At 62.6% G+C, this 25,111-nt stretch carries 23 protein-coding genes; 15 read left to right on the top strand and 8 right to left on the bottom strand.

Translation table 11 applies throughout. The features are described from left to right. Positions 1–32: 32 nt before the first annotated feature. Positions 33–242, top strand: coding sequence for a DUF2788 domain-containing protein (locus F6S12_RS01750; protein ID WP_003228500.1), 210 nt, complete (start codon positions 33–35; stop codon positions 240–242). On the opposite strand, the gene F6S12_RS01745 is transcribed toward F6S12_RS01750, so the two are convergent. The 4 genes from F6S12_RS01745 to F6S12_RS01730 all read right to left on the bottom strand — a co-directional run bounded on the left by F6S12_RS01745 (position 237) and on the right by F6S12_RS01730 (position 6,615). Beyond that, positions 237–803, bottom strand: coding sequence for a pseudouridine synthase (locus F6S12_RS01745; protein ID WP_161466734.1), 567 nt, complete (start codon positions 801–803; stop codon positions 237–239). The two genes, F6S12_RS01750 and F6S12_RS01745, sit on opposite strands and share 6 nt — an antisense overlap. Before the next feature lie 146 nt (positions 804–949). Beyond that, a complete protein-coding gene (amn, locus tag F6S12_RS01740; protein WP_015637154.1) occupies positions 950–2,422 on the bottom strand; it encodes an AMP nucleosidase in 1,473 nt (490 codons plus the stop codon). Between the two features lie 99 nt (positions 2,423–2,521). Then, a complete protein-coding gene (locus F6S12_RS01735) occupies positions 2,522–4,174 on the bottom strand; it encodes an acyl-CoA dehydrogenase family protein (RefSeq protein ID WP_011063643.1) in 1,653 nt (550 codons plus the stop codon). 74 nt (positions 4,175–4,248) lie between these two features. Beyond that, positions 4,249–6,615, bottom strand: a complete 2,367-nt coding sequence (locus tag F6S12_RS01730) for a hybrid sensor histidine kinase/response regulator (RefSeq protein ID WP_315868684.1) — start codon at positions 6,613–6,615, stop codon at positions 4,249–4,251. A gap of 289 nt (positions 6,616–6,904) precedes the next feature. On the opposite strand from F6S12_RS01730, the gene F6S12_RS01725 reads away from it, so the two are divergent. From F6S12_RS01725 to F6S12_RS01710, 4 genes are all read left to right on the top strand, one after another. Further along, positions 6,905–7,702 carry a hydroxymethylpyrimidine/phosphomethylpyrimidine kinase gene (locus tag F6S12_RS01725; protein ID WP_161466705.1) on the top strand — a complete coding sequence of 266 codons (798 nt, stop codon included), beginning with the start codon at positions 6,905–6,907 and terminating at the stop codon, positions 7,700–7,702. A gap of 18 nt (positions 7,703–7,720) precedes the next feature. After that, positions 7,721–8,344: a thiamine phosphate synthase gene (gene thiE, locus F6S12_RS01720; RefSeq protein ID WP_161466704.1), complete on the top strand. Its 624-nt coding sequence runs from the start codon at positions 7,721–7,723 to the stop codon at positions 8,342–8,344. Between the two features lie 17 nt (positions 8,345–8,361). Then, a complete protein-coding gene (hemL, locus tag F6S12_RS01715) occupies positions 8,362–9,645 on the top strand; it encodes a glutamate-1-semialdehyde 2,1-aminomutase (protein WP_315868679.1) in 1,284 nt (427 codons plus the stop codon). 218 nt (positions 9,646–9,863) lie between these two features. Then, on the top strand, positions 9,864–10,418 hold the full coding sequence (locus F6S12_RS01710; protein WP_011063648.1) for a tetratricopeptide repeat protein: 555 nt from the start codon (positions 9,864–9,866) through the stop codon (positions 10,416–10,418). 77 nt (positions 10,419–10,495) lie between these two features. On the opposite strand, the gene F6S12_RS01705 is transcribed toward F6S12_RS01710, so the two are convergent. Further along, complete coding sequence (locus F6S12_RS01705) at positions 10,496–10,822, bottom strand: DUF1820 family protein (RefSeq protein WP_007927079.1); 327 nt, start codon at positions 10,820–10,822, stop codon at positions 10,496–10,498. A gap of 134 nt (positions 10,823–10,956) precedes the next feature. On the opposite strand from F6S12_RS01705, the gene miaB reads away from it, so the two are divergent. The 5 genes from miaB to lnt all read left to right on the top strand — a co-directional run bounded on the left by miaB (position 10,957) and on the right by lnt (position 16,465). Further along, positions 10,957–12,285, top strand: a complete 1,329-nt coding sequence (gene miaB / locus F6S12_RS01700; RefSeq protein ID WP_161466733.1) for a tRNA (N6-isopentenyl adenosine(37)-C2)-methylthiotransferase MiaB — start codon at positions 10,957–10,959, stop codon at positions 12,283–12,285. A 113-nt stretch (positions 12,286–12,398) separates the two neighbouring features. After that, on the top strand, positions 12,399–13,418 hold the full coding sequence (locus F6S12_RS01695; RefSeq protein WP_011063651.1) for a PhoH family protein: 1,020 nt from the start codon (positions 12,399–12,401) through the stop codon (positions 13,416–13,418). After that, complete coding sequence (gene ybeY / locus F6S12_RS01690; protein ID WP_011063652.1) at positions 13,411–13,869, top strand: rRNA maturation RNase YbeY; 459 nt, start codon at positions 13,411–13,413, stop codon at positions 13,867–13,869. The genes F6S12_RS01695 and ybeY overlap by 8 nt, the downstream gene beginning before the upstream one ends. Positions 13,870–13,911: 42 nt before the next feature. After that, entirely contained in the window at positions 13,912–14,751 is an 840-nt protein-coding gene (locus F6S12_RS01685; protein ID WP_011063653.1) for an HlyC/CorC family transporter, read from the top strand. 190 nt (positions 14,752–14,941) lie between these two features. Further along, positions 14,942–16,465 carry an apolipoprotein N-acyltransferase gene (gene lnt, locus F6S12_RS01680; RefSeq protein WP_125062975.1) on the top strand — a complete coding sequence of 508 codons (1,524 nt, stop codon included), beginning with the start codon at positions 14,942–14,944 and terminating at the stop codon, positions 16,463–16,465. Between the two features lie 44 nt (positions 16,466–16,509). Here the strand turns inward: lnt and F6S12_RS01675 are convergent, their stop codons facing one another. Both F6S12_RS01675 and F6S12_RS01670 read right to left on the bottom strand, forming a co-directional pair. Then, positions 16,510–17,271, bottom strand: a complete 762-nt coding sequence (locus tag F6S12_RS01675; RefSeq protein ID WP_161466703.1) for a YdcF family protein — start codon at positions 17,269–17,271, stop codon at positions 16,510–16,512. 127 nt (positions 17,272–17,398) lie between these two features. After that, a complete protein-coding gene (locus F6S12_RS01670; protein WP_011063656.1) occupies positions 17,399–17,719 on the bottom strand; it encodes a hypothetical protein in 321 nt (106 codons plus the stop codon). A 260-nt stretch (positions 17,720–17,979) separates the two neighbouring features. On the opposite strand from F6S12_RS01670, the gene leuS reads away from it, so the two are divergent. The 5 genes from leuS (at position 17,980) to F6S12_RS01645 (ending at position 24,018) form a co-directional block, all read left to right on the top strand. Beyond that, positions 17,980–20,586, top strand: coding sequence for a leucine--tRNA ligase (leuS, locus tag F6S12_RS01665; RefSeq protein WP_152686472.1), 2,607 nt, complete (start codon positions 17,980–17,982; stop codon positions 20,584–20,586). Between the two features lie 89 nt (positions 20,587–20,675). Continuing rightward, positions 20,676–21,281, top strand: a complete 606-nt coding sequence (lptE, locus tag F6S12_RS01660) for an LPS assembly lipoprotein LptE (protein WP_125062966.1) — start codon at positions 20,676–20,678, stop codon at positions 21,279–21,281. A 39-nt stretch (positions 21,282–21,320) separates the two neighbouring features. After that, positions 21,321–22,358, top strand: coding sequence for a DNA polymerase III subunit delta (gene holA, locus F6S12_RS01655; RefSeq protein ID WP_315868678.1), 1,038 nt, complete (start codon positions 21,321–21,323; stop codon positions 22,356–22,358). Positions 22,359–22,470: 112 nt separating this feature from the next. Beyond that, positions 22,471–22,632 carry an alternative ribosome rescue factor ArfA gene (gene arfA / locus F6S12_RS01650; protein WP_015637164.1) on the top strand — a complete coding sequence of 54 codons (162 nt, stop codon included), beginning with the start codon at positions 22,471–22,473 and terminating at the stop codon, positions 22,630–22,632. 63 nt (positions 22,633–22,695) lie between these two features. Then, complete coding sequence (locus F6S12_RS01645) at positions 22,696–24,018, top strand: lytic murein transglycosylase (protein ID WP_152686473.1); 1,323 nt, start codon at positions 22,696–22,698, stop codon at positions 24,016–24,018. Between the two features lie 46 nt (positions 24,019–24,064). Here F6S12_RS01645 and F6S12_RS01640 read toward each other — a convergent pair whose 3' ends face one another. Beyond that, positions 24,065–25,012 carry an LD-carboxypeptidase gene (locus F6S12_RS01640; RefSeq protein WP_011063662.1) on the bottom strand — a complete coding sequence of 316 codons (948 nt, stop codon included), beginning with the start codon at positions 25,010–25,012 and terminating at the stop codon, positions 24,065–24,067. Positions 25,013–25,111 lie beyond the last annotated feature (99 nt).

Genomic DNA, 25,111 nt, shown 5'->3' with positions numbered 1-25,111 from the left:
ATTTTTTGCCCTGCCTGCACTGGAGATGAGTGATGGACCCAGCAGTATTCGAAGAGTGGATGATGACCGGCCTGGTCAGCATCCTGATCATTTTCATGGGTTTCATCGTCTGGGACCTGGCCAAGAAGTCCAAGGCCGGGCGCTTCGGCTCGTTCATCCTGTTCTTCGTGCTGGGCCTGGGCGTTGCAGCATTCATCATCAAGAGCGTGGTGATCGGCCTGATCGAGTCCGGCGCCTTATAAGCGCGCCGCCACCTCTTTCCACTGGCCCTGCTCCAGGCCGTCCAGGGTCCAGTCGCCGATCCTGACCCGCACCAGGCGCAAGGTCGGTAGCCCCACCGCAGCGGTCATGCGCCTTACCTGGCGGTTGCGCCCCTCGCGTATCACCAGCTCCAGCCAACTGGTGGGCACGCTCTTGCGAAAGCGCACCGGCGGGTTGCGCGGCCATAGCGTCGGCTCTTCGAGCTGACGCGCCTCGGCCGGCAGGGTCATGCCGTCATTCAACTGCACACCTTCGCGCAAGCGCTGCAACTGCTCGGCACTGGGCTCGCCCTCGACCTGCACCCAATAGGTCTTGGCCAGCTTGTGCTTGGGATCGGCGATGCGCGCCTGCAACTGCCCGTCATTGGTCAACAGCAGCAACCCTTCACTGTCGCGATCCAGGCGCCCGGCCGGGTAGACCCCGGGAACCGCAATGAAGTCCTTGAGCGTGGCCCGCCCCTCGCCATCGCTGAACTGGGTCAGCACATCGAAAGGCTTGTTGAACAGGATCAGCTTCGGCTCGACCGGCGCGGCCTTGGCCACACGCTTGGCGGGAGAGGAGGAAAACGGTTTGGCGCCAGGGCGGCGGGAAGCGGGACGGGGCGGACGGGACATGGGAGCAGGAACATTCAGCGATCAGGACCGACAATGCTAGTGGCCTGACCGCCAAATGACCATGGCTTAAACGCTTAGCGGAAAGGCGGCTCGTCGAAGCTGCGCAGTTTGCGCGAGTGCAGGGAGTTGAGCTCGCTGCGCATCAGGTCCACCGCTTCGATACCGATCTTCAGATGCTGGCTGACCGCACGCTCATAAAAGGCGTTGGCCGCGCCCGGCAACTTGATTTCACTGTGCAATGGCTTGTCCGAGACACACAGCAAGGTGCCGTACGGCACCCGCAGGCGATACCCCTGGGCGGCGATGGTGCCGCTTTCCATGTCCACCGCCACGGCCCGGGACAGGTTGATCAGCGGACGTTCTTCGGCCCAACGCAACTCCCAGTTGCGGTCGTCGTAAGTCAGCACGGTGCCGGTGCGCAGGCGTTTCTTCAGTTGTTCGCCCTTTTCCCCGGTGACATTGGCCGCCGCCTGCTGCAACGCCAACTGGACTTCGGCCAGGGCCGGAATCGGAATGTTCGGCGGCACCACGCGGTCGAGAATGCCGTCGCGACGCATATAAGCGTGGGCCAGCACGTAGTCGCCAATGGTCTGGGACTGCCGCAGGCCGCCGCAGTGGCCGATCATCAGCCAGCAATGCGGACGCAGCACCGCCAGGTGGTCGGTGATGTTCTTGGCGTTGGACGGGCCGACACCGATATTCACCAGAGTCACACCGTGGCCATCGCTGGCCTGCAAGTGGTAGGCCGGCATCTGGTAGCGGTGCCAGACCACACCGGCGGCGATGGCCGAGGCCTCGCCGTGATCCATGCTTTTCTCGATGATCACGTTGCCCGGCAGGACCATGCGCACAAAGCGCGGATCGCTGCGCAACTGCTCCAGGCCATGAACGATGAACTGGTCCACATAGCGGTGATAGTTGGTCAGCAGGATCCACGGCTGCACATGACGCCAGTCGCTACCGGTGTAGTGCACCAGGCGCCGCAGGGAGAAATCCACTCGCGCGGCATCGAACAGCGCCAGGGGCAGCGGATGGGTATTTTCCCAATCGTAGAGGCCATCGGCGATGCCGTCGGTGGCGGCCGACAGGTCGGTACTCGGGAACACCCGCGCCAGCGCCGCAGCGGTCACGCCGGAACCTGCCAGCTCGTCGCCCTGCTCCACGACATAGGGATAAGGAATGTTCTGCTCACTGACGCCCACTTCCACCGTCACGGTGAAGTCGTGCATCAACGGCACCAATTGTTCGAGCAGGTAATTACGGAAGGCTGCAGGATGGGTCACGGTGACACTGTAGGTGCCCGGCAACTGGACCTTGGCATAGGCCCTTGTGGTCTGTGGGACTTCGCCGTGGCAGTGGTAGGTCAGGCGCAACTCAGGGTAGCGAAACAGTGCTCGTTGCTCGGCATCCGGCTCGACCCGGTCCTTGAGATAACGCTTGAGCGCCTGGCTCAGCGCCGTGGTGGCCCGCTCATGCAGGGCGGCAAGCCGGTCCACGGCTTGCTCGGCGGTTTGAACGACAATAAAAGCTTCGGTCACGATAAGCATCCTGTGTTCTGAACTTGCAGGCGTTCATCTTGCCTGCAAGACCGTCCCACGGGAACAGCGTAATCACCGCAGGCGCCGGGAAGCCGGCGCCAGGGAGGGTCAGAAGCCCTGAGGGGAGGAGCGGGCGACAATGGCTGCCACGTCCAGGCCACGCGGCAAGGTGCCGTAGACCCGCCCGCCCTGGCCGCCCAGGCGGCTGGCGATAAAGGCGTCGCTGACCACCTGGTTGCCGGCTTCCAGCAAGAGCTTGGCCTGCAGGCCCAGGGCAATGTCCTCGGTGAGTTGACGAGCACGGTATTGAATGTCGCCGGTGTCCTTGAAGCTCTCCTTCAGCCCGTTGATATGGGCGGCCAGGCGCTTGTCGCCATGGCCATTGCCCAATTCGGCGAACAAGGCGTCCAGCACGCCCGGCTCCTTCGACAAGGCTCGCAGCACATCCAGGCATTGCACGTTGCCGGAGCCTTCCCAGGTGGAGTTCACCGGCGCCTCGCGGTACAGCCGTGGCAGGATGCTGTCCTCGACATAACCGGCACCGCCCATGCACTCCGCCGCCTCGTTGATCATCGCCGGGGCCCGCTTGCAGATCCAGTACTTGCCCACCGCCGTCACCAGCCGGGAAAACTTCGCCTCCTGGGCATCGTCCAGATGATCCAGGGCCCGCCCCATGCGCATGCTCAGGGCCAGGGCCGCTTCGCTTTCCAGGGCCAGGTCGGCCAGCACGTTCTGCATCAGGGGCTGCTCGCTGAGCACCCGCCCGCCCACGGTGCGATGGGCACAGTGATGGCTGGCCTGGGTCAGGGCCTGGCGCATCAGGGAGCTGGAGCCGACCATGCAATCGAAACGGGTCATGGCCACCATCTCGATAATGGTCGGCACGCCGCGGCCTTCCTCGCCAATCATCCAGGCCAGGGCACCGCGGAACTCCACTTCGCTGGAAGCGTTGGAAAGGTTGCCGAGCTTGTTCTTCAGGCGCTGGATATAGAACTGGTTGCGCGTGTCATCGGGACGGTGCCGGGGCAGGAGGAAGCAGGTCAGGCCCTTGTCGGTCTGGGCCAGGGTCAGGAAGGCATCGCACATCGGCGCCGAACAGAACCATTTGTGGCCCACCAGCTCGTACGCCTGCCCGGGGCCGCCAGCCCCCACCGGGTAGGCCCGGGTGGTGTTGGCACGCACATCGGTGCCGCCCTGTTTCTCGGTCATGGCCATGCCGATGGTCAGCCCGGCCTTGTGTTGCATGCCGACATTGCGCGGGTCGTACCGGGTGGCAAGGATCTTGGGCAGCCACTGGTCGGCGATATCCGGTTGCAGCTTCAAGGCCGGTACACAGGCGAAGGTCATGGTCAGCGGGCATCCGCTGCCGGCCTCGGCCTGGCTGTGCAGATAGGTCATGGAGGCGCGGGCAACGTGGGCCCCCGCTTGCGGATCGGTCCAGGGCAGTGAGGTCAGGCCGGCTTCGATCGCCGCCTGCATCAATTGGTGATAGGCGGGATGAAACTCCACCAGATCGATCCGGTGGCCAAAGCGGTCGTGGCTGGAAAATACCGGTTTGTTCTGATTGGCCAGGAACCCCGCCTCCATCAACGGACCACCGGCCAGGGCGCCATAGGCGTCGACCCGCGACTCGGCCCAACCGGCATCGAAACGGCGCATCCATTGCTGCAGCGGCAGGTCGATCCGATAGAGATTGGCGCCGTCCAAAGCTGGCGGCTGGTTGGTGACTTCGTGGGTTTCAGCGAACTGGTGGAGGTTCATCGCGGGGCTCCTTCAGGGTGTGCCAAGACCCCAGTTAAGCACCGCCCCCACCCCGAACAAAGTGGCATACCTGCCTAAATGTCGGCGCTTTCGCCCTGTTCCACAGAGAGCACATATCTCGACAATGCCGTTTGCAAGGCCTCGAACTTCACCGGTTTAGCCAGATAGTCGGAGCCAGCCCCCGCCGGGCAGCCCTCTTTGCCGGGCACGCAGGCCAGCAGGATGGGCAATTGGGAATAGCCGGGCAGCGCCTGGGCCTGCAAGCGAAACGCCCCCAGTTGCGCCGTGGACATCTCGCCATCGATCAACACCGCACTGACCAGCTCACGCCCGAGCAATTGCAGGGCATCAGTAGGGCTACCGGCGGTGCGTACCTGGTAGCCCAGCTTGAGCAGCATGCCCCTGACCACCAACTGATTGACGTCGTTGTCGTCCACCAGCAGCACGGTGCAGTCCCGGGGCAAGCGTCGCGCCACTGCCACCGGCGAGCGCGGGGCGGGTTCCTGGGCGTCGAACTCCACCAGCAGGCGGAAACAACTGCCTCGGCCGGGCGTGGATTCGTGGGTCAATTGCCCGCCCAGCAACTCCACCAACTGCCGACAGATCGCCAGGCCGATACCCAGCCCGCCATATTCGCGGGTCATGGAACCATCGAGCTGGAAGAAACGCTGATACAGGGTCGCTTCATCCAGGTTGACGAAGCCAATACCGCTGTCGATCACCTCGAAACTCAGGCTGACCCGCTGCGCCGACACGGAACGCGTGAGCACCCGCAGCACCACGCTGCCCGAAGGGGTGAACTTGATGGCATTGTCCAGCAGGCACTCCAGGCAGTGGCTGAGTTTGCAGCGGTCGCCCTGCAAGCGATCGGGCAGCCCGGCGCTCAAGTCGATCTGGAAAGCCAGCGACTTGGCGGCGGCACTGGCGCCGTATTGGGTCTGCAGTGTCGTCAGCAGGGAGCGCAGGCTGAACGGCTGACGCTGGGCACTGAGCTTGCCGGCCTGCAGCTCGGTCAGGGTCAGAATGCCGTTGACCATGCGCATCATGTCCCGCGCCGAGCCGGCCGCTGTCTGCTGGTATTGCTCCAGCTCCGGATCCAGTTCCAGGGTCTGCATCAGTTCCAGGGAGCCGATGACGCCGTTCATCGGGGTCCGCAGCTCATGGGTCAGGGTGGCCAGGAATTCGTCCTTGAGCCGGTTGCTGTGGGCCAGTTGCTGGTTCAGCACTTCAAGCTTCTGCCCGGCTTCGAGCAGTGTCTGGGCCTGTTGCTCACGCATGGCATTGATGCGATCGGCCAGGGCCAGGGACAGCAACGCCACTTCGATCGCCGAGCCGATCTGGCTGGCGTACATGGTCAGGAACACATTCGGCAGATAACCCAGCACCATCAAGGTGTTGATCACCCCTCCAAACAAAAAGGCCGACCAGGCGATGATGAAATAGCGTGCCACGCGCAGGCCTCGACACCAGGCGACAATCCCGGCCACGTAGATCACCACGGTGAACACCAGGGCCAGGGTGGTGGCCAGGCGCAATGCCAGGGCATAACTGGTCATCAGTGAAAGCGCCATGACCAGCGCGCCAAAGGCCATCAAGGCCAGTAGCACACGGTCGACCCAGGGGCTGTGGCGGGAAGTCTGCAGGAAGCTGCGGGCGAACTGGCTGCCGAACAAACCTGCCGAACCGATGAAGAACGGTGTCGCGGCATTGGCCCACCAGGGGCTGTCGGGCCAGAAGTACTCCACTGCGGCGCCGTTGACCGACAGCTGATAGAGACCGAAGGAAGCGATATAGAAGATGTAGTAGAGGTAGCTGGTGTCCCGCACGCTGAGGTAGATGAACAGGTTGTACACCAGCATCCCCAGCAGCACGCCGTAAATCAGCCCGAGCACATACAACCGCACCGGCTGGGCTTCCAGGTAAGCACTGCTGGACCACAGGCTCACCGGCGCCTGGATCGAGCCTTCGCTGGCCAGCCGCAGGTAGACGGTCTTGTGCTCGTGGGGAGAAAAATTCAGGTTGAACAGGTAATTGTTCTGGCGAATCTCTCGACTGTCGAAGGGCAAGGCATCCCCGGTACGACCCGCCAGGCGATAACCACCAGACTCGTCAGGGACGTACAGTTCAAGGTGGTCCAGAGGCGGATAGGCCAACTCCAGCAACCAGCTGCGTTGTGCGCTCGGGTTGGCGGGGCGATAGTCGAGGTCGATCTTCAGCCAGAACGCCGAGCGCGAATAACCGGCGTTGAGGGTGTCTTTATCGTGGGGTCTGAATTGTTCAGCCAGAGGCCCCGAGCTGACATCGGCAATGGTCGCCTCACCCCCCGCGTCTTCGAGTACTTGCATCACTCGGCCCAAGGGCAGGCGTTGAGTGAACTCGTCGAACTCGACGGCGCCAGCCAGCATCGGCAAGCTCAACAGCAACATCAGCAAATAGTGCATAAAGCCCCAGCGTGGCTTGTCCGGTGGTGTCAGGAAGTCCCCCATTTCCCTTGAGCAGACGTAGAACCGGCATGACCTGTTATTGATTTGAATCCACTCTAGCATAGCCGCTGATGGCCATTGAACACCATTGTAAGTTTTAGTCTAAAGGCTCTAGAACGGGGCTTTCAGCGCAACCCAGCGGGCTAGAGCTGTTGCTTCGGTCAAGTGGGCTGGCCGGCGCCAGATCGCCCCTCTCTTATATGTCGAGCGCCGCGAAAAAAAACGTTTGGTGGTAAGCTCGCCGCCCATGAATATCTACAGCTCTCGCCCCGTTGTCCTCTGTCTCTCCGGCCACGACCCCAGTGGTGGCGCCGGCCTGCAGGCAGATATCGAAGCCCTGCTGGCTCAGGGTTGTCATGCCGCTCCGGCTGTCACCGCGTTGACCGTGCAGGACACAGTCAATGTCAGCGACTTCCGCGTCCTGGATCGCGAGTGGGTATTGGCCCAGGCCAATGCCGTGCTCAACGACTCCACGGTAGCGGCGGTCAAGCTGGGCATGCTCGGTTCCCTGGAGATGGTCGACACCGTGGTCGAACTGCTCCAGGCCCACCCGCACCTGCCAGTGGTCTGCGATCCGGTGTTGCGCGCCGGCGGCGGTGGCCGGCTGGGCAAGGATGAAGTCGGCTACGCCATGCGCGAGCGCCTCCTGCCCCTGGCAACCATTGCCACCCCCAACCTTCCCGAAGCCCGAATTCTCGCGGAACTGCCTGAAGGCAGCGCCGACCAATGCGCCGAAAAACTTCTGTCCTTCGTCAAGCATTTGCTGATCACCGGCGGCCACGGCGATGAACACGAAGTCCACAATCGCCTGTACAGCCGTGACGGCCTGCGCAAAACCTATACCTGCCAGCGCTTGCCGGGCAGCTACCACGGCTCCGGCTGCACCCTGGCCAGCGCACTGGCCGGCCGCCTGGCCCAAGGTGAACACCTGGCCAGTGCGGTGAAGTCCGCCCTGGATTACACCTGGCGCACCCTGCGCGATGCCGAACAGCTTGGCCGTGGCCAGTTCGTTCCGCGCCGCTTGCCGCTGGATTTCTGCTCGTAATGTCATGAGGCCTGCTCAATGAAACTACGTGGTCTGTACGCCATCACCGACAGCCAACTGTTGGCCGGCAAGTTTCTGAAGTACGTGGAGGCGGCGCTGGAAGGCGGTGTCACGCTGTTGCAGTACCGCGACAAAAGCGACGACCAGGCCCGCCGACTGCGGGAAGCCGAAACCCTGCTGGCCTTGTGCGAGCGCTACAAGACCCGTTTGATCATCAACGATGATGCCGAGCTGGCGGCGCGTATCGGTGCTGGCGTGCACCTGGGCCAGACTGATGGCCCATTGACCCCGGCCCGAGCCTTGCTGGGCCGCCAGGCGATCATCGGTGCCACCTGCCACAGCCAGTTGCCACTGGCCGAGCAAGCCGCCAAGGAAGGCGCCAGCTATGTCGCCTTCGGCCGTTTCTTCAATTCCACCACCAAGCCCGGCGCGCCTGCGGCCAGCCTGGAGCTGCTGGACCAGGCCCGGGCCAGCCTGCACCTGCCGATCTGCGTGATCGGCGGCATCACCCTGGACAACGCCGCGCCACTGGTGAACCACGGCGCCGACCTGCTGGCGGTGGTCCAGGGCCTGTTCGGCGCCGAGAGCGCCGAAGAAGTGACCCGCCGCGCCCGCGCCTTCAACGCCCTATTCAACAGCTGATTTTTGAGAGCCCGATCATGTCTCGTTCCGAAACCCTGTTTGCCAACGCCCAGAAACACATCCCGGGTGGCGTCAATTCGCCTGTCCGCGCCTTCAAGAGCGTGGGCGGCACCCCGCTGTTCTTCAAACACGCAGAAGGTGCCTACGTCACCGACGAAGACGACAAGCGCTATGTCGACTACGTTGGCTCCTGGGGCCCGATGATTCTTGGCCACAGCCACCCTGATGTCCTGGACGCCGTGCGCAAGCAATTGGAACACGGCCTGTCCTACGGCGCACCGACCGCCATGGAAACCGAAATGGCCGACCTGGTGTGCTCCATCGTGCCGTCCATGGAAATGGTGCGCATGGTCAGTTCGGGCACCGAAGCCACCATGAGTGCCATTCGCCTGGCCCGGGGCTTCACCGGCCGGGACAGCATCATCAAGTTCGAAGGCTGCTACCACGGCCACTCCGACAGCCTGCTGGTGAAGGCTGGCTCCGGCGCCCTGACCCAAGGCGTGCCGAGCTCCGCCGGTGTGCCCGCGGCTTTCGCCAAGCACACCCTGACCCTGCCCTTCAACGACATTGCGGCGGTGGAAAAAATGCTCGCCGAAGTAGGCCAGGAAGTGGCCTGCATCATCGTTGAACCAGTGGCCGGCAACATGAACTGCGTACCCCCGGCACCGGGTTTCCTCGAAGGCCTGCGTCGCCTCTGCGATCAGCACGGCGTAGTGCTGATCTTCGACGAAGTGATGACCGGTTTCCGTGTTGCCCTCGGTGGCGCTCAGGCCCATTACGGCGTGACACCCGACCTGTCGACCTTCGGCAAGATCATCGGCGGCGGCATGCCGGTAGGCTGCTTCGGCGGCAAGCGCAAGATCATGGAGCACATCGCGCCCCTGGGCCCGGTCTACCAGGCCGGCACCCTGTCCGGCAACCCGCTGGCCATGGCCGCAGGCCTCACCACTCTGCGCCTGATCAGCCGCCCGGGCTTCCACGCCGAACTGAGCGACTACACCAGCCGTCTGCTCGAAGGCCTGCAACAACGCACCGATGCAGCAGGCATTCCGTTCGTCACCACCCAGGCTGGCGGCATGTTCGGCCTGTACTTCAGCGGTGCCGATGACATCGTCACCTTCGACGATGTGATGGCCAGCGACGCCAACCTGTTCAAGCGCTTCTTCCACCTGATGCTGGAAGGCGGCGTGTACCTGGCGCCGAGTGCCTTCGAAGCGGGCTTCACCTCCATCGCCCACGGCGAGGCCGAGTTGCAGCTGACGCTGGATGCGGCAGAGCGGGCATTCGCCGCCCTGAAGTAAGCGCTGGACGGCGGGCGTGTGAAACATCACGCCCGTTGTAGTCTTTACTTGAATTTTCTGCAGTGAAACCTGCAAATGCTGATGAATCCTTGGGATATAGCGCCCACGCAGCAGAAAAACGAGTAAAGACTTTGTAAGGTGGGCCCTGCTTATTTCATAATGCGCGCTTATTGGGCCCCACGCTGGGCCCCGCGCCCCTCAGAGGTAAGTCGATTCCCATGAACCGCACCGGCCGCGCCCTGACACTGGGCTGCCTGTTGCTCCTTCAGCCCCTGCTCGCGCATGCACAAGCAGGTGGCAACTCGTTGTTGATCCCGGCGCTGGGTCGCTGCACCCTCGATCCCCAGGCTCAGGACCAGGCCGAGGCCCTCACCGCCTGCCAGAAGGCCGCCGACGAGGGGGATGCCGAGGCGCAATACGAGTTGGGCGAGTTCTACTACGAGGGCAAAGGTGCGCCGCAAGATTTCAATCAAGCCCTGAGCTACTTCGAAAAGGCCTCCTTGCAAGGCCATGCCCAGGCGCAATTCAAGCTGGGCACCATGTTCTTCCACGGTGAAGGCGTGCCGGCCAATAACGTGCAGGCTTACATCGTGCTGAAGATGGCTGCGGTCAATGGCGCCGAAGACGCCCTGGACACCGCCGACGAAGTCGCCGAGCACATGCAGCGCGACGAACTGGAGGTTGCGACCCAGGTGCTGGGACAGATTTTCCGCAAATACCTGATGGAACTGCAGAGCGCCGATGGGCGTTCACCCTTCTCGCCCCTGCCGTAGGCATTTGCGCCTCAGTCGCCGGTGAGCCGGCTTCCACACAGACAACCGCCCTCCCGGAAAGACGGAGTCGGCCAGGCTTATTTTTCCGGCATCGGCATCGGGAACGGCATGACGTTGCTCACCCCGCGGGCCTCGCTGATCTTCGGCGTACCCAGGCGCTCGACTTCATCGATGCGCACGATCGAATGCATCGGCACAAAGCTGCGCACTACACCTTCGAACTGGGCCTTGAGCTTCTCCTCGCTCGGGTCAACGACCACTTGCGTGCGCTCGCCAAAGACGAACTCTTCCACTTCCAGGAAACCCCACAGATCACTCTGATAGATCTGCTTGGCGTACATTTCGAACACCTGGCCCTGGTTGAGGAAAATCACCTTGTAGATTGGAGCTTCACGTTTGGTCATGGCGGGCGGGTAACACATCGGGGGACAAAAATAGGGCGCGAACTATAGCATAGCTACCCGATGCACAACCCTAGGAACCTGTGGGCATGGCCCCTATAATGCGTGGTTCTTTGAATCACGTGATGATCCCGTCCATGGCCAAGAAGCTTTACATCGAAACCCACGGTTGCCAGATGAACGAGTACGACAGCTCGCGCATGGTGGACCTGCTGGGCGAACATCAGGCCCTGGAAGTCACCGCACGCGCCGAAGATGCGGACGTCATCCTGCTCAACACCTGCTCCATTCGCGAACGCGCCCAGGACCGGGTGTACTCCCAGCTCGGGCGCTGGCGTGAGCTCAAGCTGGCCAATCCGGACATGGTGATCGCCGTAGGCGGTTGCGTGGCCAGCCAGGAGGGCGCGGCCATCCGCGACCGCGCACCCTATGTGGACGTGGTCTTCGGCCCGCAGACCCTGCACCGCCTGCCGGAAATGATCGACGTCGCGCGCATCACCAAATTGCCGCAGGTCGACGTCTCGTTCCCGGAAATCGAAAAGTTCGACCACCTGCCCGAGCCCCGGATCGATGGCCCCAGCGCCTATGTCTCGGTGATGGAAGGCTGCAGCAAGTACTGCACCTTCTGCGTCGTGCCCTACACCCGCGGCGAAGAAGTCAGCCGGCCCTTCGACGATGTGATCGCCGAGATCATCCACCTGGCGGAAAACGGCGTCCGCGAGGTGACCCTGCTGGGCCAGAACGTCAACGGCTATCGCGGCCAAACCCACGACGGGCGCATGGCCGACCTGGCCGAATTGATTCGTGTGGTTGCCGCGATCGATGGCATCGAGCGAATCCGCTACACCACCTCACATCCGCTGGAGTTCTCCGACAGCCTGATCCAGGCGCATGCCGAAGTACCAGAACTGGTGAAGCACCTGCACCTGCCGGTGCAATCCGGCTCGGACCGGATCCTCGCGGCCATGAAGCGCAATCACACCGCCCTGGAGTACAAGTCCAAGCTGCGCAAGCTCAGGGCGGCTGTTCCGGGAATCTGCATCAGTTCGGACTTTATCGTCGGCTTCCCAGGCGAGACGGAGAAGGATTTCCAGCAGACCATGAAACTGATCGAAGACGTCGGTTTCGACTTCTCCTACTCCTTCGTCTACAGCCAACGGCCGGGAACACCGGCCGCCGACCTGGCCGACGAAACACCGGAGGCGGTGAAAAAGGAACGGCTCAACGCCTTGCAGCACCGCCTCAACCAGCAAGGTTTTGAAATCAGCCGACAAATGGTCGGCTCTACCCAGCGCATCCTGGTGACCGACTACTCGAAGAAAGACCCGGGCGAACTGCAGGGACGGACCGAGAACAACCGCATCGTCAACTTCCGCTGTGACAATCCCACGCTGATCGGCCAGTTCGCCGACGTGCACATCGACTCGGCGCAGCCTCACTCGCTGCGCGGCTCCCTGCTGCAATAACCTGGCAGGGAAAAGCCCCAGCAGCCCTTGCTCCGCATAAGAGCTTTCGCACCCAGGCTGCTGGCGTTATCCTTGAATTCATCTTAATTGCCGTTGGGCGGCTAAAAACGACCTTGAACGCACCCATAGAACCTCATCGTTTCATCCTCGAGCCCTTCGAGGCTCGCCGCTTCGCCAATCTGTGCGGGCAATTCGACGAGCATCTGCGCTTGATCGAACAGCGCCTGACGATCGAGATCCGCAACCGCGGCAATCAGTTCGAACTGATCGGCGAACCCAAGCAAACCACCTCCGCGGAAAACCTTCTGCGCCGTCTCTACCGGGAAACCAAGGGCACCGAGCTGTCGCCGGACCTGGTCCACCTGTTCTTGCAGGAGTCTGCCGTGCAAGAGCTGGACAACCCTTCGGTAGCCGATGCCGCCGTGGCCCTGCGCACCAAGAAAGGCATGATTCGCCCCCGCGGCCTGAATCAGCAGCGCTACGTCAAAGAGATCCTCGGCAACGACATCAACTTCGGCATTGGCCCGGCCGGTACCGGCAAGACCTACCTGGCCGTGGCCTGCGCCGTGGACGCCCTGGAACGCGAGCAGGTGCGACGCATCCTGCTGGTGCGCCCGGCGGTAGAAGCCGGCGAAAAGCTCGGTTTCCTGCCCGGCGACCTGGCCCAGAAGATCGACCCCTACCTGCGCCCGCTGTACGACGCCCTGTATGAAATGCTCGGCTTCGAACACGTGGCCAAGCTCATCGAACGCCAGGTCATCGAGATCGCGCCCCTGGCCTACATGCGCGGCCGCACCTTGAACAACAGCTTCATCATCCTCGATGAGAGCCAGAACACCACGGTGGAACAGATGAAGATGTTCCTGACACGGATCGGTTTCGGCTCCACTGCGGTGATCACCGGCGACATCACCCAGGTCGACCTGCCCAAGGGCACCAAGTCCGGCCTGGCCCATGTGATCAACGTACTCAAGGATGTGCCTGGTATCAGCTTCACTCACTTCATGCCCAAGGACGTGGTGCGCCATCCGCTGGTGCAACGCATCGTCGAAGCCTACGAGCGCTTCGAACTGCACGCTGCCGACGAGGCCGCCAAGGCTGCCGCAGACCGAGGCAACCGCCACGATGCTTGAGCTTGACCTGCAGCGCGCCAGCCAACAGCCGGCCCCCAGCGATGAACAGTTCCGCCAGTGGTGCGAGCTGGCCCTGCGCCAGCGCACCGCCGATTCGGAACTGACCATCCGCCTGGTGGACGAAGCAGAAGGGCGTGAGCTGAACCACACCTGGCGTCATAAGGATTACGCCACCAATGTGCTGTCATTTCCTGCCGATGTACCGGATGAGCTGCTGGATATCCCATTGCTGGGGGACCTGGTGATCTGCATTGCGGTGGTCGAGCGCGAAGCGGCTGAACAAGGCAAGGAACTTCAGGCCCACTGGGCCCATCTGGTGATTCACGGCTGCTTGCATCTGTTGGGCTACGACCATATAGATGACGACGAAGCCGAAGAAATGGAAGCGCTGGAACGAACGTTGCTTGCAGAACTGGGTCATCCGGACCCTTATGCAGACGACGAAAGCTGATCAACAACCCCCTGTAACAACCAAGGATTCAGAGCAATCGCTATGAGCGAAGATCGATCGAGCAACGGGCAAAAGTCATGGCTGGGCAAACTGACCCAGGCTTTTGCCCATGAGCCGAAAAACCGCCAGGAGCTGCTGGAGCTGCTGCGCGAAGCCCATCAGAACAAGTTGCTGGACAGCGAAGCGCTGGCCATCGTCGAAGGCGCCATCCAGGTCGCTGACCTGCAAGTCCGGGACATCATGGTTCCGCGCTCGCAAATGATCAGCATCAAGGCGACCCAGACCCCTCGGGAGTTCCTGCCCGCAGTCATCGATTCGGCGCACTCGCGCTACCCGGTGATCGGCGAAAGCCATGACGACGTGATGGGCGTCCTGCTGGCCAAGGACCTGCTGCCGCTGATCCTCAAGGAAAACGGTGACAGCTTCAACATCAAGGACCTGCTGCGCCCGGCGACCTTCGTCCCCGAGTCCAAGCGCCTGAACGTGCTGCTGCGCGAGTTCCGCGCCAACCACAACCACATGGCCATCGTCATCGACGAGTACGGCGGCGTGGCAGGCCTGGTGACCATCGAAGACGTGCTGGAACAGATCGTCGGCGACATCGAGGACGAGCATGACGTCGAGGAAGACAGCTACATCAAGCCACTGCCCAGCGGCGACTTCCTGATCAAGGCGCTGACGCCCATCGAGAACTTCAACGAGTTTTTCGACAGCGACTTTTCCGACGACGAATTCGACACCGTAGGCGGCCTGGTCATGAGTGCGTTCGGCCACTTGCCAAAACGCAACGAAATCACTGAAATCGGCGCCTATCGCTTCCGCGTGCTCAACGCCGACAGCCGGCGGATTCATCTGCTGCGCCTGACCCCCATTTCCCGCTGAGGAAACGGGTCATCTGCCCTCCCCCGCACCGCGATATCGTCTTGAGGCCACTTGCCCGGCCTCAGGCGATACAGTGCGGGGACGCATCGGCCGAGCAGCGCTGCGTGACTCGACGCTCATCTGAAACAACCCAACCATTCTCCTCGTGCCTCGCCCGGTACGACACAGGAAAGAGCTGATGAAACGCCTCTTGCAGCGCTCAACCCGCCCCGGCTGGCCCGGCAACCTGCTGGCCGTGATCGCCGGCGCCATCACCACCCTGGCCCTGGCCCCCTACAACATCTGGCCTCTGGCGCTGCTGGCAGTCGGCCTGTTCTATGCCGGGCTGCGCGAGCTGACACCGCGCCAGGCCCTGGGCCGCGGCTGGTGCTTCGGCTTCGGCCTGTTCGGGGCCGGCACCAGCTGGATCTACGTCAGCATTCACACCTATGGCGGCGCCTCGGCCCTGCTTGCCGGCCTGCTGATGCTGGCCTTCATCGCCGCCATCGCCTGGTTTTTCGCACTGCCTGCCTGGCTCTGGGCCCGCTGGTTGCGACGCAATGAAGCGCCGCTGGCGGACGCCCTGGCATTCGCGGCCCTGTGGCTGGGCCAGGAAGCCTTTCGCGGCTGGTTCCTCACCGGTTTTCCCTGGCTGTATTCCGGCTACAGCCAGCTTGACGGCCCACTGGCCGGGCTTGCGCCGCTGGGCGGCATCTGGCTGATCTCCTTCTCCCTGGCCCTCACCGCAGCGCTGCTCTACAACCTGCCGCGACTGATCAAGGCCGGGCGCAAAGCCTTCATCGTTGCGGGCGTGCTCCTGTTGGCAGCCCCCTGGGTCGTGGGCCTGGCCCTGAAAGGCCATGCCTGGACCAGCCCCGCCGGAGAGCCGCTATCGGTCGCCGCCATCCAGGGCAATATCGAACAGAGCATGAAGTGGGACCCGGCCGAGCTCAACGCCCAGCTGGCGCTGTATCGCGACATGAGTTTTCGCAGCAAGCGCGTAGACCTGCTGGTCTGGCCGGAAACCGCAGTACCGGTGCTCAAGGAGTCGGCCGAAGGCTACCTGACGATGATGGGCAACTTTGCCGCCGACCGTCATTCCGCGCTGATTACCGGCGTTCCGGTGCGCCAACTGGTACGCCATGAAAAACGCTACTTCAACGGCATCACCGTGACCGGCGAAGGGGACGGCACCTACCTCAAGCAGAAGCTGGTGCCTTTTGGCGAGTACGTGCCCCTGCAGGAAGTGCTGCGCGGCCTGATCGACTTCTTCAACCTGCCGATGTCGGACTTCGCCCGCGGCCCGGCCGACCAGCCTCTGCTGCAGGCCAAGGGCTATCAGATAGCGCCGTTCATCTGCTACGAAGTGGTCTACCCCGAATTCGCCGCCAGCCTTTCGGCCCGTAGCGACCTGCTGCTGACCATCAGCAATGACACCTGGTTCGGCACTTCCATCGGCCCCCTGCAACACTTGCAGATGGCGCAGATGCGCGCCCTGGAAGCCGGGCGCTGGATGATTCGCGCGACCAACAACGGCGTCACCGGGCTGATCGATCCGTTCGGCAGGATCACGGTACAGATTCCCCAGTTCGAACGCGGCATTCTGTACGGCGAGGTCGTGCCCATGCACAACCTGACGCCGTATCTGCAATGGCGCTCCTGGCCGCTGGTGGTGCTCTGCGCCCTGCTGTTTGGCTGGGCCTTGCTGGCCAGCCGTATTGCCAAGACCGTTTGAGGGCCCTCGCTGGCAATCCGGCTCCCGAGGGAGCCGGATTGCCATCAGCGATAGAACAACCGGTAGCCCAATTGGCCCACTGCCTCATTGAGCAACTGGCCACTCTGCCAGATCGACTTGAACTCAGGCATCCAGCCTCCCAGCGGACGGGCGTTATCCACTCCCAGGAACCCCACGGGTGCAGGCACCACTTCAAACCCGGCGTGCTCGAAACTCCACACCGAGCGGGGCATGTGCCAGGCCTGGGTCACCACCACCACACGCTTGATCCCCAATGGCAGCAGGACCTCGGCGCTGAACTGCGCGTTCTCCCAGGTAGTGCGGCTGCGGCCTTCCTGCCAGCGCACCGTCACGCCAAAGTCATCGAGCAGGGATTGCGCCATCAACGCAGCCTCGGTGGGCGGCGTACCGTAATGCAGGCCGCCACTGGTCAGCACCGGCAGCCCGGAGACCTTGGCCAGGCGCGCGGCATAGCGTTCGCGCTCCAGGCCCACGCCGGTGGGCTGGTCGGAGCCCCACGCCGGATCGCCCCGCTCTCGCCCCGAACCCAGCACCACAATCACATCCGCCTGCTCGGCCAGGCTCGCCCATTGGCTTTGCGGCAAGGGCGGCAGGCGCTCCAGGCTGCGCGCGCCCCACTCCACCATGACCGGCAGGCTCATCAGCCAGAAACCGCCCAGCCCCAAGGCAAAACACCAACCTGCCAGCCGTGGCCGGGAACGGCGCAAGCCCCAGGCAAGCAGCAGCAACAGCAATAGAATGCCGGGCGGCAGCAGCAACTGTTTGATGAAATAGCGAAAAGGCATCGAGCATCTCCAACAAGATGCCCGAAGCCTAAAGGGGATACCTGTCCGGCAACAACCAATGCCTGGTATTTTTGCTCCCGAGGTCCTCGGCCGCGACCTCGCTCGACCCGACAAGGGGCCCTGGGACCTACTTGAACTGCTGAGATCGGACTTTCACCGATGCCTTGACGGGCGCCTGATCCTTCAGCCAAATGATCTTGGCCGAACGAGGCACCTCCTGGTGTTGCAGACTGCCCATTGGATTGATCTGCATTTCACGTTGATGGCGGGCCAGATAGGCCCTGATCAATTCAAACTCCGCCCGGCTCAAACCCCGCAGCTCCAGCTCGATAGGCCGCTCATTGCGCAGTCGATCCGCCGTTTTTGCCGCATCCAGGGCCAGAGCCAGTCGATTGAGGAGCCTTTCATACACCTCCGGTTCTGTTGCTTTTCGCTGCGATTCAAGCATCCGTTCACCTCATCGAAGATAAGACTCACTCCCCTTTTTGAGCTTAGTCGGACAGCCGAAAGCGACGCGCCGCCGCGACCAACGGCCCGCCCGAGCAATCAGGGTTTCCCTCGGCAGAGTGCGGTCATGTATGCTACGGCGCTTCCTGTAACTCCACTTCCAGCTCCATCGGGCACTGAAAAACGCCGCATTTGGCGTCATCGCCACCCGAAGTTGCGTTGAAGAGGATTAGGCCACCCCTATTCAGTACAAAAGTAGCCATGCACGAACACTATCAGCCCCGTGAAATCGAAGCCGCCGCCCAGTCGTTCTGGGACGAGCAAAAGTCCTTTGAAGTCAGTGAACAGCCAGGCAAGGAAACTTACTACTGCCTATCGATGTTCCCTTACCCCAGCGGCAAGCTACACATGGGGCACGTGCGCAACTACACCATCGGCGACGTGATCTCCCGCTACCAGCGCATGCAAGGCAAGAACGTTCTGCAACCCATGGGTTGGGACGCCTTCGGCATGCCGGCGGAAAACGCCGCGATGAAAAACAACGTGGCTCCCGCCAAGTGGACCTACGAAAACATCGCCTACATGAAGACCCAGCTGCGCAGCCTGGGCCTGGCGGTGGACTGGTCCCGCGAGGTCACCACCTGCAAGCCGGACTACTACCGCTGGGAACAGTGGCTGTTCACCCGCCTGTTCGAAAAAGGCGTGATCTACCGCAAGAACGGTACCGTGAACTGGGACCCCATCGACCAGACCGTGCTGGCCAACGAACAGGTGATCGACGGCCGCGGCTGGCGTTCCGGCGCGCTGATCGAAAAGCGCGAAATTCCGATGTACTACTTCAAGATCACCGCCTACGCGGATGAACTGCTGGAGAGCCTCGACGAACTGCCGGGCTGGCCCGAGCAGGTCAAGACCATGCAACGCAACTGGATCGGCAAGTCCCGTGGCATGGAAGTGCAATTTCCCTACGACCAGGCCTCCATCGGCGAAGCCGGGACCCTGAAAGTCTTCACCACCCGTCCAGACACCCTGATGGGCGCGACCTACGTTGCCGTGGCAGCCGAGCACCCGCTGGCCACCCTGGCAGCACAGGACAACCCCGAGCTGCAGGCCTTCATCGCCGAATGCAAGGGTGGCAGCGTCGCCGAAGCCGACATGGCGACCCAGGAAAAGAAAGGCCTGCCGACTTCGCTGTTCGTCGAGCACCCGTTGACCGGTGAAAAACTCCCGGTCTGGGTCGCCAACTACGTGCTCATGCACTACGGCGACGGCGCAGTCATGGCGGTACCGGCCCACGATGAGCGCGACTTCGAGTTCGCCACCAAGTACAACCTGCCGATCAAGGCCGTGGTACGCACCAGCGCTGGCGATGAAACTCCGGCGCCCTGGCAGGACGCTTACGGCGAGCATGGCGAGCTGATCAACTCCGGCGAGTTCAACGGCCTGGACTTCCCTGGCGCGTTCGATGCCATCGAAGTGGCGCTGCTGAAGAAGAACCTCGGCCAATCGCGCACCCAGTTCCGCCTGCGAGACTGGGGCATCAGCCGCCAGCGCTACTGGGGCTGCCCGATCCCGATCATCCACTGCGACAGCTGCGGCGATGTACCCGTCCCGCAAGAGCAGTTGCCGGTGGTATTGCCGGAAGACGTGGTTCCCGATGGCGCCGGTTCGCCACTGGCCCGCATGCCCGAGTTCTACGAGTGCAACTGCCCGAAATGCGGAGCACCTGCCAAGCGCGAAACCGACACCATGGACACCTTCGTCGAGTCCTCGTGGTACTACGCCCGTTACGCCTCGCCGCACTTTGAAGGCGGCCTGGTAGATCCGGCCGCAGCCAACCACTGGTTGCCGGTGGATCAGTACATCGGCGGTATCGAACACGCCATCCTGCACCTGCTCTACGCGCGCTTCTTCCACAAGCTGATGCGTGACGAAGGCCTGGTGAGTTCCAACGAGCCGTTCAAGAACCTGCTCACCCAGGGCATGGTGATTGCCGAGACCTACTACCGTCGCGAAGCCAATGGCAGCTACACCTGGTACAACCCGGCGGATGTCGAGCTGGAGCGTGACAGCAAGGCCAAGATCATTGGCGCCAAACTCATCTCCGACGGCCTGCCGGTGGAGATCGGTGGCACCGAGAAGATGGCCAAGTCGAAGAACAACGGTGTAGACCCGCAATCGATGATCGAACAATACGGCGCCGATACCTGCCGCCTGTTCATGATGTTCGCCTCGCCGCCCGACATGAGCCTGGAATGGTCCGACTCCGGCGTTGAAGGTGCGCACCGCTTCCTCAAGCGCGTCTGGCGCCTGGCCCAGGCCCACGTCAGCCAGGGGCTGCCGGGGGCTCTGGATGTAGCGACCCTGAGCGACGAGCAGAAAGCCATTCGCCGTGCAATCCACCTGGCCATCAAGCAGGCCAGCCAGGACGTAGGCCAGCATCACAAATTCAACACCGCCATCGCCCAGGTGATGACTCTGATGAACGTCCTGGAAAAAGCGCCGCAAGGCAGCGAACAGGACCGTGCACTGCTGCAGGAAGGCTTGCAGACCGTAGCCCTGTTGCTCGCCCCGATCACTCCGCATATCAGCCATGAGCTGTGGGGCCAACTGGGTCAAAGCGGCGCGATCATCGATGCCGGCTGGCCAGCATTGGACGAAAGCGCGCTGGTGCAGGACAGCCTGCAACTGGTGATCCAGGTCAACGGCAAACTGCGTGGCCAGATCGAAATGCCAGCCAGCGCCAGCCGTGAAGAAGTCGAAGCGGCCGCTCGCAGCAACGAGAACGTACTGCGCTTCACCGAAGGTCTTACGATTCGCAAGGTCATCGTGGTGCCGGGCAAACTGGTCAACATCGTCGCCAGCTAATTGGATCAGGCGCCCGGTCCGGGATCGGGCGCCGAATAAAACCTCCAGGGCCACAAGGTTGGCCCATCTGGTTTCAAGGGGAGCAATACATGATCAAACGTAATCTGCTGGTGATGGGCCTGGCCGTGCTGCTGAGCGCCTGTGGCTTCCAGCTGCGCGGCACAGGCACCAACGAGCTGACAGTCAAAGAACTCGACCTGAGCGCCCGGGATGCCTACGGCACTACCGTCAAGATGCTCAAGCAGCAACTGGAATCCAGCGGCGTCCAGGTCCATGCCGGTGCACCCTATAAGCTGGTACTGCTGAATGAGGAAAGTTCTCAGCGCACTCTCAGTTATACCGGGGGGGGCGCCTCCGCAGAGTACGAAATCGGCACCACTCTGAGCTACGAGATCCTTACACACGACAACCTGCATCTGCTCAGCGACAAACTGGAAGTGCAGAAAGTCTTCCTGCACGACGGCAACAACATCACCGGCTCCGACCAGGAGTCTGCCGAGACCCGCAAGGAAATGCGTCGCGACCTGATCCAGCGCATGCTGATTCGTCTGCAATTGCTGACCCCGGACCAGCTTGCCCAACTGCAGGCGACCGCCGAAGCCAAGGCCAAGGCAGAAGCCGACGCCCTGGAAGCCGCACGCAAGGCTGAGGCGGAAACACCGCAACAGTCCCCTATGGAACTGCCGAACCAGTAAGCCATGCGGGGCGTTCCGGCGCCCCCCTGGCACCCGCCTATGAAACTCGCCCCTGCCCAACTCGGCAAACACCTGCAAGGCACTCTCGCGCCGATCTACGTGATCAGCGGCGATGATCCCCTGCTTTGCCAGGAAGCCGCCGACGCCATTCGCTCTGCCGTACGCCAGCAGGGGTTCGATGAGCGCCAGGTATTCAGCGCCGACGCCAGTTTCGACTGGGGCACCCTGCTGCAAGCAGGCGCCAGCATGTCGCTGTTCGCCGAAAAACGCCTGCTGGAATTGCGCCTGCCCTCGGGCAAGCCTGGTGACAAGGGCGCAGCAACGCTGATCGAATACTGTTCGCGGCCTGCCGAAGACACAGTGCTGTTGATCAGCCTGCCCAAACTCGATGGCAGCGCGCAGAAAACCAAATGGGGCAAGGCGCTGGTCGAGGGTACCCAGACTCAGTTCGTACAGATCTGGCCGGTGGATGCCAACCAGCTGCCGCAGTGGATTCGCCAGCGCCTGTCCCAGGCCGGCTTGTCCGCCAGCCAGGATGCCGTCGAATTGATCGCCGCCCGGGTCGAAGGCAACCTGCTGGCTGCCGCCCAGGAAATCGAGAAGCTCAAGCTGATGGCCGAGGGCGGCCAGATCACCGTCGAAACGGTCCAGGCGGCGGTGGCCGACAGTGCCCGCTTCGACGTATTCGGCCTGGTGGACGCCATCCTCAATGGTGAAGCGGCCCATGCCCTGCGCATGCTGGAAGGCTTGCGCGGCGAAGGCGTGGAACCACCGGTGATTCTCTGGGCACTGTCCCGGGAACTGCGCCTGCTGGCCAACCTGGCCCTGCAGTTCAGCCAGGGCGTGCCATTGGACAAGGTCTTCAGCCAGGCTCGCCCGCCCGTCTGGGACAAACGCAAACCCCTGATGAGCAAAGCCCTGCAGCGCTACTCCGCACAACGCTGGGGCCAACTGCTGCTCGATGCCCAGCGCATTGATGCGCAGATCAAGGGACAGGCCAGTGGCTCGCCCTGGAGCAGCCTGAGCCGCTTATCGCTGCTGATGGCCGGCCAGCGCCTGGCGCTTGCGGCCGAGTAAAGCGGCCACCCCGTCACGCTTACAATTTTCTGCATCCATGATGCTGGACAGCGGCCCGACTCTGGCCGATGATCTGCGCCGCAACACCTCCCTCCCAAAGTGAGTATTGAGCATGAGCAAGCCATCCAAGCATGGCCCCAACAAGGCCAAATCCATCGTCGCCCAGCCACTGTTCCGCAGCCGTCAGGAACGCCCGGCCAAGGGCAAAGGCAGCTACCGCCGCGAAGCCTTCCAGTCTAAAAGCTGGGAGGCTTCTTACTTTCTGGCTGCCTGAAGCCCAGAACCCCGCCGGCATGATAAGGTCTGCACCTGATTGTTATTCTCTCTGGACCCGTGCATGCCCTTTTGTCTTTCCCGTCGTTGGCACATGCGCCAACTGATCGCCGCCTCCAGCCTTATTCTGCTAGTCGCCTGCGCGGAAAAACCCACCGCCGCCGACGCCCAGCCACTGCCCAGCCTCCAGGCAGCCCCTCTTGCCGCACCTGCCACTGTCGCGCCCCTGACCGTCGACAACCTGGATATCCAGCCCACCCAGACCTTTGACCAATGGTTGAACGCCTTCCGCGCCGAAGCCTTGGGCGCCGGTATCCGTGCCGAAGTATTTGATCGCGCCTTTGCCGGTGTGACCCCGGACATGAGCGTGATCAAGGCCGACCGCAGCCAGCCCGAGTTCAGCCGCCCAGTGTGGGAATACCTGGAGGGGGCGCTGTCCCCGGTCCGGGTACGCAAGGGCCAGGCGCTGCTGGTGCAGTACAGCGACATCCTGCAACGGATCGAACAGCGCTACGGCGTCGACCGCCAGGCATTGGTGGCGGTGTGGGGCATGGAAAGCAATTTCGGCGATTTCCAGGGCAACAAATCGGTCATTCGCTCCCTGGCCACCCTGGCCTATGAAGGTCGGCGCCCGGCGTTTGCCAACAGCCAATTGATCGCTGCGCTGCAGATCATCCAGCATGGTGATATACAGCCCGAGAAAATGCTCGGCTCCTGGGCCGGAGCCATGGGCCAGACCCAGTTCATTCCCACCACCTACAACACCCACGCCGTGGACTTCGACGGCGATGGCCGCCGGGATATCTGGAACAGCCCGGCCGATGCACTGGCCTCCACCGCGCACTATCTGCAGAGTTCCGGCTGGCAACAGGGACAGCCCTGGGGTCTTGAAGTACAGCTCAACAGTGGTTTCGACTACGCCCTGGCCGACGCCTCCACCCGCAAGAGCGTGGGCGAATGGATGCGCCTGGGCATGACTCCTGCCAATGGCAAGGCCCTGCCTTACGGCTCGGAACACCTGTCGGCCTCACTGCTCTTGCCAGCGGGTTACCGCGGCCCGGCGTTCCTGATCCTGGACAACTTCCGGGCAGTGCTCAAATACAACAACTCCTCGTCCTATGCCCTGGCGGTGAACCTGCTCTCCGAACGCTTCGGCGGAGCCGGCCAGATCAGCGGCAGCTGGCCCAAGGAGGACCTGCCCCTGAGCCGCTCCGAGCGCATCGAGCTACAGACACTGCTCAGTGCCAACAGCTATGACGCCGGCAATCCCGACGGCATCATCGGCGCCAACACCCGCAAGGCCATTCGCAATGCCCAACAGGCACTGGGCTGGCCCGCGGATGGCTATCCGACCCACAAGCTGCTGGAAAGCCTGCGCAATCGTTAGGGCCCGCTCCGGCGCAGGGGAAACACTCCCCTCGCCGGCCCTGCGATTACTTGAAGACCACATCCTGCGCCAGGGTCAGTTCCCTGGCTCCCGCATCCAGCCTGACCAGCGCGCCCATGGGCAAGGTCAGGTTGGGGTCGCAGTGACCACTGCGCCATCCCGCCAGCACCGGAATCCGCAGCGGTTCGAAGGTCTGCTTGAGCAAAGCGCACAACGCCGCAAAATCCACACCGGCCACATCCCCCACCAATACCCCACGCAGATTTTCCAGCTTGCCGGCCAGACGCAGGTGATTGAGCAGGCGATCTATGCGGTACAGCGGCTCATTGACATCCTCGATAAACAGGATGATGCCGTCGGTATTGATCTCATACGGGGTGCCCAGGGTACTGGCGATCAGCGACAGGTTCCCGCCCAGCAGGGAGCCCAGCGCAATACCCGGCTCGATGGTGGTCAAGGGGAAGGCCACGGGATGGGGCAGCAGGCTGCCAGCCCGGGCCTGGCCTCGAAGCAGATTGAAAAAGGAGGCCTCGGTGGGCGCCTGCTTGTCGCCCAGCAGGTCGGCGTTGAGCATCGGCCCGTGAAAGCTCACAAAGCCGGCATAACGGTTGATCGCCAGGTGCAGGGCGGTGATATCACTGTAGCCGACAAAGGGCTTGGGATTGCGCCGCAACAGATCGAAATCGATCTTGTCCAGCAGGCGGGGGCTGCCGTAGCCGCCACGCAGGCACAGAATGGCGTCTATGTCCGTGTCGGCGAAAGCCTCATGCAGATCCTTGAGGCGCGCTTCGTCGCTACCGGCCAGGTACCCCTCCTGCAACCCGACACCCGGGAAGATCCGTAGGCTGTATCCCCTGGAGCGCATCCATTGGTGGGCTTTTTCAGTATCCAGCGCTGCGGGACCGGCAGGTGCAATAAGGCCGATAACGCCTTCTGCGGCCAGCGCCGGCACCGGCAGGTGGGCGTTCAGCGCAGCAGTCGGTTGGATAGGCATGCAGATTCTCCCTGTGTGAATTCACCCAAGCACAGTAGCCATGAATGGTGTCAAACAGAAGAGGCGGGATTTAAAAAGCGGCGGGCGCTGCGAAAGTGC

It is taken from the genome of Pseudomonas sp. JV245A (assembly GCF_032424515.1).
Classification (GTDB): Bacteria; Pseudomonadota; Gammaproteobacteria; order Pseudomonadales; family Pseudomonadaceae; genus Aquipseudomonas; species Aquipseudomonas protegens.
Note: the sequence above shows the minus strand (reverse complement) of the source record. Positions and strands in the feature narration are given on the sequence as shown.